16 protein-coding genes and 1 pseudogene are annotated in these 14943 nt (G+C 58.9%); 8 read left to right on the forward strand and 9 right to left on the reverse strand.

Translation table 11 applies throughout. The features are described 5' to 3' along the window. The 3 genes and pseudogenes from B2696_RS08320 to B2696_RS08330 form a co-directional block, all read left to right on the forward strand. Window positions 1–118: pseudogene (locus B2696_RS08320) on the forward strand (HNH endonuclease); the annotation flags it as partial. Between the two features lie 290 nt (window positions 119–408). Continuing rightward, window positions 409–1026, forward strand: a complete 618-nt coding sequence (locus tag B2696_RS08325) for a TetR family transcriptional regulator (protein WP_286954972.1) — start codon at window positions 409–411, stop codon at window positions 1024–1026. Continuing rightward, the gene (locus B2696_RS08330) at window positions 1026–2594 is read left to right on the forward strand and encodes an MDR family MFS transporter (protein ID WP_075729528.1); all 1569 of its coding nucleotides are present in this window, start codon (window positions 1026–1028) and stop codon (window positions 2592–2594) included. Before B2696_RS08325 ends, B2696_RS08330 begins: the two co-directional genes overlap by 1 nt. Before the next feature lie 124 nt (window positions 2595–2718). On the opposite strand, the gene B2696_RS08335 is transcribed toward B2696_RS08330, so the two are convergent. The 3 genes from B2696_RS08335 to B2696_RS08345 form a co-directional block, all read right to left on the reverse strand. Further along, window positions 2719–3261, reverse strand: a complete 543-nt coding sequence (locus B2696_RS08335) for a GNAT family N-acetyltransferase (RefSeq protein WP_276622334.1) — start codon at window positions 3259–3261, stop codon at window positions 2719–2721. 144 nt (window positions 3262–3405) lie between these two features. After that, window positions 3406–4764, reverse strand: a complete 1359-nt coding sequence (locus B2696_RS08340; protein WP_286954973.1) for a PhoH family protein — start codon at window positions 4762–4764, stop codon at window positions 3406–3408. Window positions 4765–4985: 221 nt separating this feature from the next. Beyond that, the gene (locus B2696_RS08345; RefSeq protein WP_286954974.1) at window positions 4986–5660 is read right to left on the reverse strand and encodes a LysR family transcriptional regulator substrate-binding protein; all 675 of its coding nucleotides are present in this window, start codon (window positions 5658–5660) and stop codon (window positions 4986–4988) included. 72 nt (window positions 5661–5732) lie between these two features. Between B2696_RS08345 and B2696_RS08350 the strand changes: the two genes are divergently transcribed. Next, on the forward strand, window positions 5733–6083 hold the full coding sequence (locus tag B2696_RS08350) for a DUF5997 family protein (protein ID WP_276622341.1): 351 nt from the start codon (window positions 5733–5735) through the stop codon (window positions 6081–6083). Here B2696_RS08350 and glyA read toward each other — a convergent pair. After that, on the reverse strand, window positions 6080–7381 hold the full coding sequence (gene glyA / locus B2696_RS08355; RefSeq protein ID WP_286954975.1) for a serine hydroxymethyltransferase: 1302 nt from the start codon (window positions 7379–7381) through the stop codon (window positions 6080–6082). The genes B2696_RS08350 and glyA overlap by 4 nt on opposite strands. Before the next feature lie 119 nt (window positions 7382–7500). On the opposite strand from glyA, the gene coaA reads away from it, so the two are divergent. Beyond that, window positions 7501–8427, forward strand: coding sequence for a type I pantothenate kinase (gene coaA, locus B2696_RS08360; protein ID WP_286954976.1), 927 nt, complete (start codon window positions 7501–7503; stop codon window positions 8425–8427). A 12-nt stretch (window positions 8428–8439) separates the two neighbouring features. Here coaA and B2696_RS08365 read toward each other — a convergent pair whose 3' ends face one another. The 3 genes from B2696_RS08365 to mca are packed head-to-tail and all read right to left on the reverse strand — an operon-like array spanning window position 8440 to window position 10439. Next, the gene (locus B2696_RS08365) at window positions 8440–9210 is read right to left on the reverse strand and encodes an isoprenyl transferase (protein ID WP_075729521.1); all 771 of its coding nucleotides are present in this window, start codon (window positions 9208–9210) and stop codon (window positions 8440–8442) included. A gap of 22 nt (window positions 9211–9232) precedes the next feature. Next, on the reverse strand, window positions 9233–9541 hold the full coding sequence (locus tag B2696_RS08370) for a hypothetical protein (RefSeq protein ID WP_286954977.1): 309 nt from the start codon (window positions 9539–9541) through the stop codon (window positions 9233–9235). A 4-nt stretch (window positions 9542–9545) separates the two neighbouring features. Next, window positions 9546–10439, reverse strand: a complete 894-nt coding sequence (gene mca / locus B2696_RS08375; RefSeq protein ID WP_075729519.1) for a mycothiol conjugate amidase Mca — start codon at window positions 10437–10439, stop codon at window positions 9546–9548. Window positions 10440–10532: 93 nt separating this feature from the next. Here mca and B2696_RS08380 point away from each other — a divergent pair, with 93 nt between their 5' ends. The 3 genes from B2696_RS08380 (at window position 10533) to B2696_RS08390 (ending at window position 12040) form a co-directional block, all read left to right on the forward strand. Further along, window positions 10533–11003: a DUF4307 domain-containing protein gene (locus B2696_RS08380; RefSeq protein WP_075729518.1), complete on the forward strand. Its 471-nt coding sequence runs from the start codon at window positions 10533–10535 to the stop codon at window positions 11001–11003. A gap of 165 nt (window positions 11004–11168) precedes the next feature. Next, window positions 11169–11690 (forward strand): transcription elongation factor GreA, encoded by a 522-nt coding sequence (gene greA / locus B2696_RS08385; RefSeq protein WP_276622477.1) that lies wholly within the window; start codon window positions 11169–11171, stop codon window positions 11688–11690. A 47-nt stretch (window positions 11691–11737) separates the two neighbouring features. Next, window positions 11738–12040: a thiamine biosynthesis protein X gene (locus B2696_RS08390; RefSeq protein WP_286954978.1), complete on the forward strand. Its 303-nt coding sequence runs from the start codon at window positions 11738–11740 to the stop codon at window positions 12038–12040. A gap of 93 nt (window positions 12041–12133) precedes the next feature. On the opposite strand, the gene B2696_RS08395 is transcribed toward B2696_RS08390, so the two are convergent. Beyond that, on the reverse strand, window positions 12134–13831 hold the full coding sequence (locus tag B2696_RS08395) for a hypothetical protein (RefSeq protein ID WP_286954979.1): 1698 nt from the start codon (window positions 13829–13831) through the stop codon (window positions 12134–12136). A gap of 14 nt (window positions 13832–13845) precedes the next feature. Then, window positions 13846–14541 (reverse strand): DUF3558 family protein, encoded by a 696-nt coding sequence (locus tag B2696_RS08400; RefSeq protein ID WP_286954980.1) that lies wholly within the window; start codon window positions 14539–14541, stop codon window positions 13846–13848. Window positions 14542–14943 lie beyond the last annotated feature (402 nt).

Raw genomic sequence — 14943 nt, forward strand, 5'->3', positions numbered from 1 at the left:
CTTGTGTAACTACCACGACGGGGTTAATGAGGATGATCCGAATGCGCCACCACGGCGCGGGCGCCTTACCCGTAAGGGCGGGACAATAGTCTGGCAGCCACCACACATCAGCCGTTAGGCCAACAAGCCAGGCGGCGACTTCCAGCACCCCAAAACAAACCCCAGCGGGCAAGCGGGCAGGAATCGGGCTTTGCGGTGGAGATGATCCCGGAAAATACCGGGAAGGGACTCGCTTTTTGCCCGCCACTCCCACCACGCACTCTAAGACCGGAAGGCCTATAAACCCATGTCTGATTTCTTTTGCTTGGGCCCGAAATGTGACATTGCTTCCCAAAAGCAGACTCGGGAAAGAAAGATCACCACGGCCATGGTTGGCAAAACTTTACACTCGGCATAAGATTGCACCCTGTGCAAGAAGAATTATCATTACGCGAGCAGAAGAGAATCGAGACGCGACAGCGCATAGAGGACTCCGCTACCAAGCTGGTAGATGAGAGGGGCTTTAGCGATGTCACGGTCGAGGAAATCTGCGAGAATGCGGGGATTTCGCGCCGCACATTTTTTAACTATTTCGATTCGAAGGACTCCGCTGTACTCGGCGCCTCGAGCACTCTCGTCGACTCCGACAGGCGCGACTACTTCCTCAACACTCCGACTGACAGCGTGCTAAAACTCACGCTCGATCTCCTCAAGACTCACCTGCAGGGTCACTACTCCAGCGATGTCATCGCGGAGCGCAGGCAAAGGATTGCCTCAGACCCAGCCGCCGCATTGTCGGCGATGGGCAGACACCGGGCTAAGGCTGTCGAAATCTCCCGTCTCATCCGGCAACGGCTGGAGGCCGAACCGGAACTACGCCGCCTCTCAGATTGTTCCGCAGAGACCGAGGCTCTCATTATCGGAGGAATCGCGCGCGAAGTGCTGTGGTTGGCTATGGCTTCCCCAGACTTCGATTCAGCGATGAGCATCGAAGAGCGCTTTGATAAAGCAATTGAATTAATGAACACTTTTAGGAAAGGATCCTGATGGTAGACACAGCGATCACGCCTGCTCCAGCAGCAGGACGAAGCCGAGCAGACAACCTTGGAGTTATCTTCTCGGCGCTCATTCTCACTATGTTGATGAGCTCCCTTGGGCAGATGATCTTCTCCACCGCTTTGCCGACCATCGTCGGTGAGCTCGGTGGCGTCGACCACATGAGCTGGGTCATCTCTGCTTTCTTGGTCACCATGACCATTGCTATGCCCATCTCCGGCAAGCTCGGTGACATGCTCGGCCGCAAATGGCTCTACATCGGTGGCATCGTAGTATTCATCATCGGCTCCACCATCGGCGGGTTTGCTCACACGATGACGCTGCTGATTATTGGCCGCGCAATCCAGGGCTTCGGCGCCGGATTCATGATGATTTCTTCCCAGGCCATCGTCGCCGAGGTCACCTCATCCCGCGAGCGCGGCAAGTTTATGGGAATCATGGGCGGAGTCTTTGGCCTATCTTCCGTCCTCGGACCAGTCTTGGGTGGCTGGTTCACCGATGGTCCTGGTTGGCGCTGGGGCCTGTGGATGAACATTCCGCTCGGACTTCTCGCCGTGGTGGTCTGCGTCAAGGTATTACACCTGCGTAAAGGCAAGTCGCGCCTAGAGTCCTTCGACTGGGCAGGCGCCGTGCTTATCGCCATTACTACCACCTCGCTCATCCTCATGACCACTTGGGGCGGAACCGAATACGCGTGGGGATCTCCCACCATCATTACCTTGGCCGTCATCGCCGCCATCGGCGCCGTAGTGACCACCTTCGTGGAGTCGCGGGCCAAGGAACCGCTCATCCCGGTCACTCTATTCAAGAACCGCAATATGGCACTGGCCACCGCCTCCGGCGTGGTCTTGGGTCTGGCCATGTTCGGCGTCTTGGGCTACATGCCGACCTACCTGCAGATGGTTCACACCCTTACCCCCACCAAGGCCGGCCTCATGATGATTCCGATGATGATCGGCCTCATCGGCACCTCCACCACCGTGGGCTTCGTGATCGCCCGCACCGGTCATTACAAGTACTACCCCATCTTCGGACTCGCGGTCACCAGCGCGGTACTTGTCTGGATGTCTCGCCTAACGGCGCACGCCAGCCTTACCCAGCTGGGAATCGAGCTTCTCTTCTTCGGTATCGGACTCGGCTTTGTTCTCCAGGTCTTGGTTCTCATCGTCCAGAACTCCTTCCCCATCTCCTTGGTCGGTACCGCTACCGCCGCGAATAACTTCTTCCGTCAGATCGGCTCCGCAGTAGGCGCTTCCCTGGTCGGCTCGCTGTTCATTCACAATATGAAGGATCAGCTGGGCCAGAACATGCCGGCTGCTTTGCAGTCCATGGGTACACAAGGCGCGGAGTATGCACAAAAGTTCGCAGGCGCCGACGGTTCCTCTTCACTCACCCCTTCGCTCGTCGCCACGTTGCCGGATCCGATTAAAGAGGTCATTCTCAACGCCTATAACGATGGATTGACCCCTGTGTTCTTCCTCATGGTGCCGATGACCATCATTGCCATGCTGCTGCTCATCCCGCTGCGCGAAGAGCACCTCAAGGAGACCATTTCCTAATCCTCTATCTGCACAAAAGCGAGGACGTGCAGGATAGACAAAACCCCTGCTGCTTTCCACGGCACCGAAACCATGGTGCGGAAAGCGGCAGGGGTTTAATTTTCGCTGCGCTAGGTATTCCTCTTTAGATATTCTTCGGCTTAGGCAGCAGCTTCTCGTAAACGTCCGTATCGCGCCAGGAGCCGGCGAGATCACCATAAGTCATCTTCGCCAGGTGAGAATACGTACCCACTTTCACGAATCCGCGCGACTTATGCAGGGCCGCCGAACCTTCATTCTCGGGGAAAATCCACGAGTGAATGGCCCACTTGTGCAACTCTTCGCACGTAGCAATGAGCTTGTCTAGCAAAGCCCCGGCAATGCCACGACCTTGGGCGGAAGAATCGATATAAATCGAATCCTCAACTACGCCGTGAAACACCGAGCGCGAGGAAATCGGCGCCGCTGATACCCAGCCCAAGACCTTGGAGTCATCATCGGTCTCGACGGCAACGAAAACCGAAGCCATGATCTTGGAGCTGCTGAACTGCTCAAGAGTCAGCGCATTAGTCTCATAAGAGGCATGCCCCGAGCGCAGACCTTGCTCATAGATCTTCTGCATCTGCGGATAATCCGCAGTATTGAAAGGGCGGATATTAAAGCTCTTCTTAGAGTCTTTCTCTGTCATGTTGACCATTATCGCGCTACTCCGTCTCATTCGGCTACACAATCTTCAAAATTGCGACTGATAATTGGGGAAAGACCCGTATCCTAATCGCGAGAATGCCCAAGTCGCAATTTCCCCGGCCATCAGCACGAAGTACCTAGACCTCTAGCAATCCCCTTCGAGGAGATCCGTGACCAGTTCCGCAATCCGGGAGCGCTCAGAACGCTGCAGGGTGACGTGTGCAAAAAGCTCGTGCCCTTTGAGCTTTTCGATGACGGCCTGTACCCCATCGTGGCGGCCAACGCGCAGGTTATCGCGCTGGGCGACGTCGTGCGTGAGCACCACGCGCGAGCCACGGCCAAGCCGCGACAAGACCGTGAGCAGCACGTTACGCTCTAAAGACTGCGCCTCATCGATGATGACGAAGGCATCGTGCAAAGAGCGCCCACGAATGTGCGTTAGGGGCAGGACCTCGATGAGCCCGCGGTCAAGGACTTCCTCCATGACGTTGCTCGACACCAATCCGTCGAGCGTGTCGTAGACCGCCTGCGCCCAGGGGTTCATTTTCTCCGCCTCGCTGCCGGGCAGGTAGCCCAGGTCCTGGCCACCCACGGCGTACATGGGCCGAAAGACGATTATCTTGCGGTGCTCCCCGCGCTCGAGCACCGCCTCCAGCCCTGCGCACAGGGCCAAGGCCGACTTTCCGGTTCCTGCCCGCCCGCCGATGGAGACAATGCCTACCTCCGGATCCATGAGGAGATCTAGAGCGAGGCGTTGCTCCGCAGAACGCCCACGCAGCCCAAAAGCGCTAGTGTCCCCGTGCACCAAGCGCACGGTCCCTTCCGCAGTCACGCGCCCTAAAGCAGATTGCCCACTGGCGTTCAGCGTAATACCGCAGTGAACGGGAAGGTCGCAGATGCGGATGTCAGTGGTGGTCACGACCTCATCCAGGTTTACCTCTCCGTCCCGGAATAGCTCGTCGATGTCTGCCGGGGAGACGAAGGCCGTCGCCGTGCCTGTGTAACCGGTAAGCACGACATCCTGAGCGTGGTACTCATCCGCGCTCAGCCCCACTGCCCCTGCTTTGACGCGCAGCGGTACATCCTTGGTCACGAGCACCGTATCTTTTCCTTCGCGAGCGAGGTTGAGGGCGCAAGCCAAGATGCGCTGGTCTCCTCCGGAACCGCGGAAGGCCTCGGGCAGCAGCGACTGATCCTGGTGGTTGAGTTCGACGCGCAGCGTGCCACCATCGAGGTTGACTGGAACCGGCTGGTCGAGCGCATCATAGGTGGACCGCAAGTCCTCCAAAAAGCGAAGCGCCTGGCGGGCGAACCAGCCAAGCTCTGGGTGATGACGTTTTGCTTCCAATTCGGAGATGACGACGATGGGCAGGACCACCTCGTGCTCCGCGAACTTCTTCAACGCCCACGGATCTGAGAGCAATACCGAGGTGTCGATGACGAAGGTTGTGGTGGCTACTCGGCCTTCGCGCTGTGGCCGATAAAGTACTTTTGGCTGGGTCATGGTGGCAGGGTTCTCCCTTAGTAATCTCCACCCCACAACGCACCTAGTAGCTGATAAGCACCGGCGCGTGCCGAGCGGAAAAGCGTAGTGGAATCTTCCGGAGCCTTGTGCAAAGGCGACGCTGCAGCGCGCCGCCACCCACTCGGCTAAGGCCCAAAGTAGAAGCCCGAGGTGGAAATTACATGGGTGGAAGATGAATTCTTAGAAAACCCGCCCTGCCCTCAGCGACGTCGCCCCCGCTTGCTGGCAGTGCGAGGCGAGGGGGGCTGCGCCACCTTTGCCCGCCGCTGCGCCTTTTCTCGCGCCGAGCGCTTCGGCTTCTCCTGCCGCGAGGAGTTTGCGGTGCGTCCCTTGGTAATGCCGACGAAGTCCTGGATGGCATCGCCGTCCTTGTCCTTGGGCCAAATCAGGACAATCGCGGTGCGCGGCACCTCCGGATCGTTCAGACCCAAGGGCTTGACCTGCTTCTTGCTCAAAACTTTGAGCAACGGACGCGGCGCAATAACGATGCCGACGTTCGCGCCGACCACCTGCAGTCCGGCCCGCACGGCCGCCACGTCCACGGCGCCATCGTCCCCGAGGCGATAGTTGATGATCTCCCCGGCAAGATCCTGCTTGGCGACGTCCTCCCCCATCTCGGCGTAAATTGAATCCTTCGGCACCGCAACGCCGGGGGCCTCTTCATAAAGGAACACCTGATGAAAGCCTTCACCGACCCGCGAGTCTCCCCCCTCGCGGGGTATGCGTGCTATCGCCACGTCAGCATGGCCGGCTAGGACTTCCGCGAGCGCGTCATCGGCCGCGGCCGTCTCAAGGCCACCGTGAGCGGTATTCTCTCGAAAGCGAGTGAACCACTTCCCGGGTTCTGTTCCAGTGACGAAGGCAACGTAAAGCATGCAGCTTATAGTACTGGAGGTGCTACGGTAGGCAGCGTGACTGATTCAAATACGCAACCATCCGGCACCGCCATGCGCGCGCAAACCGCGGCGAAGAAACTCGGCATTTACCTGCCCGCCGCCCCCGAAGAGTTCCAAAACACCGCGGTTACTCACGCGCAGCTGCGCGAGCTGCAGACAAATCCTCCGGAGTGGCTGGCGGAGCTGCGCCGGACGGGGCCGCACCCGCGCCCGGTCGTGGCGCAGAAGCTGGGTATTTCCGTGACCGCGCTGAAGAAGAACGAGCTCGATCGCCCGCTGACCACTGCGGAGATTACTGCCCTTTTGCAGGACCAGCCCGAGTGGCTGCGCCAAGCGCGCACCGCCCATGCGGAAGCACGCGAGGGCGAGGAGAAGTCCCCTCGCCCTGAGCCGGAAGCTTAAACCAGCTTCCAGTCTTCCAAGCCCTCATAGAGTGGGAACTGCTCGGTGACCTTGGCAACGCGGGCACGCAAGGCAGCCACGTCAGCGTTCTTGCCCGCCGCGAGGGCCGTGCCGATAATGTCGGCGACCTCGCTAAAGGCAGCGGCGTCGAGACCGCGAGTAGCCAGCGCAGGAGTACCAATGCGCAGGCCGGAGGTCACCATCGGGGGACGGGGATCATTAGGCACCGCATTGCGGTTGACCGTGATACCCACCTCGTGGAGCAGATCTTCAGCCTGCTGACCATCGAGTTCCGAATTGCGCAGATCCGCCAAGACGAGGTGAACATCGGTTCCGCCGGTGAGAACATCTACGCCTGCGGCCTTGGTATCCGCTGCGGTCAAGCGCTCAGCCAAGATACGCGCACCTTCTAGCGTGCGCTCCTGACGCTTCTTGAACTCTTCGCTCGCAGCAATCTTGAGCGCGATAGCCTTAGCAGCCACCACGTGCATGAGCGGACCGCCCTGCTGACCGGGGAACACCGCGGAATTGATCTTGTTAGCAAACTCCTGCTTGGCCAAGATAAGGCCCGAGCGTGGTCCGCCCAAGGTCTTGTGGACCGTGGTGGAAACGACATCGGCATAGGGCACGGGAGAGGGATGCAGGCCCGCAGCAACGAGTCCTGCGAAGTGTGCCATGTCTACCCACAGGTAGGCCCCGACCTCATCAGCGATGGAACGGAAGGCGGCGAAGTCAAGGGTGCGCGGGTATGCCGACCAGCCGGCGATGATGACCTTGGGCTTCTCGGCGATGGCCTGCTCGCGCAGCTTGTCCATGTCGATCTGCATGGTCTCCGGATCGACCTCGTAGGCAGCGACATCGTAAAGCTTTCCGGAGAAGTTGAGCTTCATGCCGTGTGTGAGGTGACCGCCGTGGGCCAAGGAAAGCCCGAGGATCTTGTCACCAGGGTTGGCCAGCGCGGAAAGCACAGCCGCATTTGCCTGCGCGCCGGAGTGGGGCTGAACGTTGGCGAATTCTGCTCCAAAGAGGGCCTTGGCGCGATCCCTAGCCAGATCCTCGATCACGTCGACGAACTCACAGCCGCCGTAATAGCGGCGGCCGGGGTAACCCTCGGCGTATTTGTTGGTCAGCACCGAGCCCTGCGCCTGCAGGACTGCGCGGGGAACGAAGTTCTCCGAGGCGATCATTTCCAGGGTGTCGCGCTGGCGGGAAATCTCGCCGTTGATGGCCTCGAATACATCGGGGTCAAGATCGCGCAGCTCACTGTAACGCACGTCGTTGGAGTTATGGGAAGTCATGGAAACAAAAGTCCCCTTATCTATACAAGGATTGATGGCCGGTTTATATACTAACCAATCCCAGCCGAATTCCGGCCACGTTGGCTGATATTCCATTCAGGCAATGCCACAATAAGCAGATGGCGAGAATCACCGACTCCAACCCCTACCTCGATTTCAATCGTGATACCTGGCGAAATTTACGTAACTCGATGCCCCAGGTGCTTACTGCCAGAGAGGTCGAGGAGCTCTCTGGCATCGGTGACCGCATCGACCTCAACGAGGTAGCAGAGGTCTACTTGCCGCTCTCGCGCCTCATTCACATGCAGGTCGCCGCGCGCCAAAGGCTGACCGCTGCCACGGAATCTTTCTTGGGAAACCCTCCCACCCACGTGCCCTTTGTCATTGGTGTGGCAGGTTCGGTCGCCGTCGGCAAGTCCACCACCGCCCGCCTTCTCCAGGTCCTGCTACAGCGCTGGGAAAGCCACCCCAAGGTCGACCTCATTACCACGGATGGCTTCCTTTATCCGACGGTGACGCTCAAGGAGCGCGGGCTCATGCAGCGCAAGGGCTTCCCGGAGTCCTACGATCGCCGCGCCCTCATGCGCTTCGTCACCGATGTGAAATCCGGGAAGGCCGAGGTTAAAGCGCCGCTCTACTCGCATATTTCCTATGACATCGTTCCGGATGACTACCAAGTGGTGCGCCAGCCTGACATCCTCATCCTGGAGGGACTCAATGTCCTCCAGACGGGGCCGACGCTCATGGTCTCTGATCTCTTCGACTTCTCCGTCTACGTCGACGCCCGCGTCGACGACATTGAGACTTGGTACATCGAGCGCTTCCTCAAGCTTCGCCACACCGCATTCCGCGAACCAGGCGCGCACTTCGCTTCCTTCGCCGACATGGATGATGAAGAGGCCTTCGCCCAAGCTCGCGAAATCTGGCAATCCATCAACCTGCCCAACCTGGTGGAGAATATCCTGCCCACCCGGGTGCGCGCCTCCCTAGTTCTACGCAAGGGCTCGCATCACTTGGTCGAACAAGTCCGCATGCGCAAGCTCTAGAGAGCCACTGCGCTACTTGCCAAAGCGGCGGGAACGCTGGGAGTAGTCCCGCAAAGCCCGCAGAAAGTCAACGCGCCGGAAAGCCGGCCAGTAGGTATCCGTAAACCAGATCTCGGAATAAGCCGCCTGCCAAAGCAAGAATCCCGACAGGCGCTGCTCCCCTGAGGTGCGGATAACCAGGTCCGGATCAGGCAAACCCTTGGTGTAAAGGTGTTCGGTGATCAAGTCTACGTCGACAAGCTTGGCGATATCCTCCGCCGAGGTCCCCTTGGCAGCCTCGCTGCGGATGAGTGTCTGCACGGCGTCGACGATTTCTTGGCGCCCGCCGTACCCAACCGCAATGTTGACTATGACCCCGTTGTGGTCCTTCGTACTCTGCGCAGCAGCCTGCATCTTCGCGGTGATCTCCGGAGGCAAGAGGTCGAGGTGCCCGACGAGGCGAATCTGACAATCCAGCTCCCCCTGTGAAAGATGGGTGACCACGTCAGAAATGATGTCGAAGAGCAGCTCCACTTCCTTGGTGCTGCGCTGGAGATTCTCGGTGGACAAGAGGTAGATGGTTACCACCTCGATGTCTGTGTCGGCGCACCAGGAAATCATCTCGCCGATCTTCTTCGCGCCTTGGCGGTGCCCGTGGCTGATGTCTGTAAAACCAGCCTCACGAGCCCAGCGGCGATTGCCATCGGCCATGATGGCTACATGCTTAGGCTGGGGCTTGCCCTTGATGGACCGGGCCAAACGCGCCTCGTACGCCGGGTAAAGCAATTGCTGCAGGAACTTCACGATTGTTAGCCTAAATCACTAATTAGAGGAGCGAGCGCTTACGGCGATCGTAAATACCGGCTTCCTTCATTGCCGCGTCGATGGCAGCATCATCGAAGGGATCAATGCCGTGATTCTGGGCGAAAAGCGTCCGCCTGCGGAAGCGGGAATAGCGGCGGTGAAAGTTCCAACCGGCGAAGAGGACAACGGCTGCCATGAGTGCCAGCACCAACAACCCGATGGGAGAGGCCTTACCAAACTCCGGCCCCATAGGCCCCTGCTGGGCTGCCTGGGCGAGGACGCTCACATGCGCCTGCGACGCCGCCCATATCATTGAATCAATTGCACTCATGGCTTTAAGTTTCCTCTACTTCATCGATACCCGCAAATAAATCATCCTCCGGCAAAGACGTGGAAACGCGGGTGCGCGCCAGCTCGAATTCCTCGGTGGGCCACAGGCGCTGCTGAACCTCAACCGGAGTGGCTAAGAAGGCTCCTGCGGGGTCAATCTGAGTAGCATGTGCGCGCAACGCGGCCTCCCGGTTGGGGAAGTAGTCTGCGCACTCGACCTGGGTGGTCACGCGCGCCATGATATCCCCGAAGCCCTTCTCCCAACGCTCCATCATGGGTGCATAAGGACTGGGCTTTCCCTCCTTAACCAGGAGATCATGGAACATCTTCATACGCTGGAATACGAAACCGTGCGAGTAATAAAGCTTTTTCGGTTCCCAAGGCTGACCCAGCTCGGGGTGATAAGTGGGATCCCCAGCCTTTTCCCACGCGATCATGGAGGCACGGTGAACCATGAGGTGATCAGGGTGTGGATACCCGCCGTTTTCGTCATAGGTGACGATGACGTGAGGACGGAACTCCCGAATAACCTGGACCAATTCCTGTGCGACCTCATCATCGGGGATGAGCGCGAAGCACCCTTCCGGCAGCAGCTCACGCATCGGACTGCCCTCCGGATCCGGATCCGGAAGACCAGAATCAATGTGGCCGAGCCAACGGTGCTTCACACCCAAAGCCTTGACCGCAGCAGCCATTTCCTCATGGCGGATGCTCTTCATGTTCTCTTTGACGCCCGGACGATCCATGGCCGGGTTGATAATATCGCCGCGCTCTCCACCGGTACAAGTAAGAACGAGAACCTCGACGCCCTCGGCGGCGTACTTGGCGGTGGTGGCAGCACCCTTTGAGGACTCATCATCCGGGTGTGCGTGGATAGCTAACAGGCGCAATCCGCTCACTGATTCTTCCAACCCCTCTATGCTAGCTGCTTTGATAAGCTTCCAGTCTAGTAGATAGTTCCGTTTTAGAAGGGCTCGACTAGACTAATCCTCATGACTTCGCCTGGCCCCCTCCGTCCTGCTTCTCGTTATGGTTCCGCACAGCACCCCGAAAAGCGCGGCTTGGGCCTCGGCAGCAAGGCCATCGTCTTAGTCTTCGCCGCCATGTTTGTCGTCCTCGTCTTCTACAGCGTGCAGTATTTCCAATCCCGGGAAAAGGTTAACGCCAGCTTGTCCTACGTGACGCACGACATCACCTCCGATAGCTCGATCCGCGTATGGGTGGATGTCACCCGCAATCACCTCGATCAGGATGCCTACTGCATTGTCCAGGCCTTCGACTATTCCAAAGCTGAAGTGGGACGCCGGGAGTTCCCGGTTCCAGCCGGTGGCGAGGAAGCCATGCGCGTGGCAGTCGATATTCCTACCAGCGCGCGCGCCGTGGCCGGCGGGGCTTATGGTTGCTCCGGCGCCGTCCCTGCCTACCTTGACATGGACAACCCGCAGTACGCGGAAAGCAGCTAGCCCCGTGTGCTAGTATTTGTAGCGCTTAGGACTCGTTGTTTCCCCGGTGCTTGTTCACTGGATATAGCGCACGTCCCCCCAACTCGATGAGGCTCCGCCGCTGCCACCAGACAGGCAGCGGGCAGGGCCGCGCACATTTTCTTCGTCCCAACGGAAGGTTGCACTATGGCTGAGCAGCAGAAGCAGTACATTACCCCGGAAACCAAGGCCAAGCTCGAGTCCGAGCTGCAGGTCCTCATCGATCACCGTCCGGTCGTTGCTGCGGAAATCAATGAGCGCCGCGAAGAAGGCGACCTGAAAGAGAACGCCGGCTACGATGCCGCCCGTGAGATGCAGGATCAAGAAGAGGCCCGCATCAAGCAGATCTCCGAGCTTCTCGCCAACTCCACCACGGAGCGCACCGCTGTTCAGGAAGGCGTAGCCCATATCGGCTCCGTCGTCCACGTTTATTACAACGGTGACAAGGATGCCAAGGAGACCTTCCTCATCGGTACCCGCGCTGCGGCTTCCGATAACAAGGACCTGGAAACCTACTCCGAGCAGTCCCCCTTAGGCTCCGCCCTCATCGGCGCGCAGGAGGGTGAGACCCGTGAGTACACCGCTCCCAACGGCAAGACCATCTCCGTAACCGTGGAGTCCGCTGCACCTTATGATTCCGCTAAGGCCGCCACGCCCCGCGAATCCTAACTATCGTCTTCTTTTTAACCGCTTACTTGAGAAAGAGCATTCACCCCATGAAGAAGTTCTCCCGTATCGCCACTGCCGGTCTCATATTCGCCGCGGGCCTCAGCCTCGCTGCTTGCCACCCTCCGAACCAGCAGGACTCCACCTCCGAGAAGATCGATAATGCATCGACCTACACTGGCACCGCCCCCGATCACGCGGAGCACTCCTCTACTGCGGTAACTCCTACCGCCATCCCCGGCACCGAGGGCGAGCTTGGCATCGAGCCCCCTTATGCCACCCAGGAAGGCCAGACCGCCCTTGAGACGGGCGTAGCAGGCGTTAGCGCTACCTCGATGGCGCCGGCTCAGTAGCCAAACGTAGCCAACTCCCGCTCCGGGTTCGCGTACCTAGAGTCAAAACAAAGGCACCTTGCAGCTTTGTGGCTGCAAGGTGCCTTTGTTTATCTAGCTAGGATCGTTGCGCACCCAATCCCCAATTACTCCCGGCACCACTGCCCGGCTCTCACCCAGCAACGCACGGCGGTTGGGGTCGCGTTCAACCTGACTAGTCACCGACTTAACCCGTCGCGATTTCTCCTGCGCGCCACGCCCGTGTCCGGCCATAACCGGCGCCATTCCTCGTCCCTGTGCACCGCTGCCCACCCCGCCTGCGCGCGTTCCCGCACCCGCCACATGCCCGGATGGTGGCGCCGCAATTCCGCCTCCGCCGGCACCGGCGTTCATCCCCGCGCCTGCACTCATTCCGCCGACACCAGCACCAGCACCAAGGCCGCCAAGCCCTCGCACTCCCATTGCGCCGCGTCCGGCACCGGCCGACGCGCCTGACATAACTGGCAAGGGTGCGCCCACACTATTGCTTGACGACGCCGCTCCTACCCCCAGCCCCGCACCCACAGGCATCCCTGCCGCTCCTAGTGTCCCCGGCTGCCCCGCGGTTAGCGAAGCCGCTCCTGCACCCGGCAGGTTCATCTGGGACGCTCCCGCGGCTTGGGCTCCCGCCGTGGCGACGTGGCTAGCATCGATTGCGGGCAAGGCATCACCGAATCCGAGCTCCGTCAGCATCTGCCTTCCACTATGCCGGAGGCTGTCATGAAACTTCGCGATCTCCGCCTCGCTCATCCCTACTTGTTCAAGACCGCTTATCTCTCCGTCAACCACCTGCAGCGAGCCCGGACCTAGGCGCCCATCGGCCAAGGCCTCCGCCACGGCTTTCGGCCATGCAACCCCCGCTGTGTTGTAACGGCTTCCGTCTCCATCGATACCACCTAAACCTGCGGTGATGCTTCCACCACCGCTTGCCGGTGCCGCTTCCATGAGCGCGTTCTGAAACGGCATGGCCGCCACGACATCTTCTTGCAATTGCACCTGCATCTTGGCAAGTCCGGCCTTCTTCGCGACCTCTTTGGCCACCGGATCAGGGATGCTCTCCGCCGCCCCAGCCAATGCCATAGCTATCGTCGGTGCAAACATGAGCTTGGAATGGAAAGTGAAGAGCTTCTCCCGCATCACCGCCGCGTTAGAAACAAAGTGCTCGCCGGAAGATGCCACCTCTCGGATCTTCTGCGCCGCTGCCGCCGTGGCGTCACTGTTGTTCTCGGATTCCAATGACTCAGCCGCGCTCTCCAACCCATCGATAATGGACTGCACCTCTTCCGAAAGCGCTTTCCATCGCGAATTTGCCTCGGATACGTCCCAGATTTTTGTCGCCATCAAATCGAATGCCAGACCCTTAAGGTCAGTGCCGACATCTACGATAGGCATGTTAAACCCAAACGGGCTATAGCCCGGCTCTGGCTGATTGAGCACCGGAATTGTCTCCACCCCCACGTATCCACCAGCATCCGCAATGGATATCGCCCGATCGTTCGCAGACTCTTGTTGTTCAAAGCCCTGCGCATCCGCCGACAACGTCCGCGTCAACCACTCCAACTGACGCGCAAACCCACGCAACGAGTTCTGCGCCGACCCCGGATCAGTCGCAATCACCCGCTCATGGATGGCCCCAACCTCGTCGACTCCTCTAACTCGAGAAAAACTCCGGTCGATAGGGCTGCTTGCGTCGCCCGCTGCACTAAGTGTTCGCCGACTCTGGCGTGCAAGTAGGTCGATATTGGCCTGGATGTTTTCATTATCTAATAACATTTCCCCTCCGAACGTTAAATAAGTTTGGTGACTACCGAGTGGAGTTCTTTGCATCGATCTTCAATCGATGACGCTCCCCCAGAAGCCGTAATAGTCATGTCGATAGTCCCCCTCGGTGATTCGTATAAGGCGTGACAAACCGAGTCCGGGAACAATGAATCCGCTACATACTCAATTCTCAAGGTTCCGAGATCGAAAGTATCGACAACCACGCCCAATGAACGCGAAATGTCAGTTTGAGTAGCCTTCTCCGCAGATATGCCTAGCACTGTCTTAGGCTGATCCTTTACTTCGAGGCGAAAGCCGCAGTACTTAAAACTCGAATCGCGAACTCCACTCTCCTGATCCATCGAGATCTGAAGCGCATGAAGACGGCTTTCAGGTATCTCCGAACAAGGATCAAAAAGCACAAACCCCGGAGCTGTCGGGTCGAAGGGGCCTGGTTTGGGAAGCACCCCTGTGGTTTCGGTGTTCCCCTCGCGGGCGGTGGTGGCTTGCTCCCCCGAGCTGCTGCCACCACCGCCCGTTCCTTCATCACTGCTTTTGAGCGTATCCCCCGAAAGCTGAGCACCTGTCTCGTGGTCCCCCGAGCCACTGGGTCCCCCCGGTTTTCCCGAGTGGGTTTCACCTTCTGCCCCGCGTTCCTCCGCTTTGGACTTAAACGAGACTTCCGGCGACTCCCCCTCGATACCCAAACCGCAGCCCGTCATGGTCGCCAGACCAAGACAGGCTATAACGGTGGCTCCCCATCGAAACATTGTGCTCCTCTGCCCCTAAACAGTGACGCTTTCACTCGAGAGATCTTTCAGAAAGGATTGCCCCAACCGCTTCCTGACGAGTGCTCTCGAAAAGAATCTTGCATCAGGCGGGGGCTTTTGTCGCGCCGAAAGCCTCCCGGATGGTGATTTTGAAGTGAGGATGCGGCGGATTTAAGCCGGCGGCTATTCACTTAGGGGCAGAAAAGTACCTGTTTATTGGCTGTAAATCTCATTCGGGACGCCTGTGGAAGTTAGTTAGACCTCAAGCATTGCTTAATCCCCCATTTCCACCCCATAATTACAAAGTTGTAAATAGGCGCAGTGTCTGTTTCGGGCTAAGGAGCAAAAAGTGTG

Source organism: Corynebacterium sp. UBA4397, from assembly GCF_002390965.1.
Lineage (GTDB): Bacteria > Actinomycetota > Actinomycetes > Mycobacteriales > Mycobacteriaceae > Corynebacterium > Corynebacterium flavescens.

Coding starts and splice junctions, on each gene's coding strand:
- B2696_RS08330 (WP_075729528.1), top strand. CDS start 1,026: ATGGTAGACACAGCGATCACGCCTGCTCCAGCAGCAGGACGAAGCCGA.
- B2696_RS08335 (WP_276622334.1), bottom strand. CDS start 3,261: ATGACAGAGAAAGACTCTAAGAAGAGCTTTAATATCCGCCCTTTCAAT.
- B2696_RS08340 (WP_286954973.1), bottom strand. CDS start 4,764: ATGACCCAGCCAAAAGTACTTTATCGGCCACAGCGCGAAGGCCGAGTA.
- B2696_RS08345 (WP_286954974.1), bottom strand. CDS start 5,660: ATGCTTTACGTTGCCTTCGTCACTGGAACAGAACCCGGGAAGTGGTTC.
- B2696_RS08350 (WP_276622341.1), top strand. CDS start 5,733: ATGCGCGCGCAAACCGCGGCGAAGAAACTCGGCATTTACCTGCCCGCC.
- glyA (WP_286954975.1), bottom strand. CDS start 7,381: ATGACTTCCCATAACTCCAACGACGTGCGTTACAGTGAGCTGCGCGAT.
- coaA (WP_286954976.1), top strand. CDS start 7,501: ATGGCGAGAATCACCGACTCCAACCCCTACCTCGATTTCAATCGTGAT.
- B2696_RS08370 (WP_286954977.1), bottom strand. CDS start 9,541: ATGAGTGCAATTGATTCAATGATATGGGCGGCGTCGCAGGCGCATGTG.
- B2696_RS08380 (WP_075729518.1), top strand. CDS start 10,533: ATGACTTCGCCTGGCCCCCTCCGTCCTGCTTCTCGTTATGGTTCCGCA.
- greA (WP_276622477.1), top strand. CDS start 11,169: ATGGCTGAGCAGCAGAAGCAGTACATTACCCCGGAAACCAAGGCCAAG.
- B2696_RS08390 (WP_286954978.1), top strand. CDS start 11,738: ATGAAGAAGTTCTCCCGTATCGCCACTGCCGGTCTCATATTCGCCGCG.
- B2696_RS08395 (WP_286954979.1), bottom strand. CDS start 13,831: ATGTTATTAGATAATGAAAACATCCAGGCCAATATCGACCTACTTGCA.
- B2696_RS08400 (WP_286954980.1), bottom strand. CDS start 14,541: ATGACGGGCTGCGGTTTGGGTATCGAGGGGGAGTCGCCGGAAGTCTCG.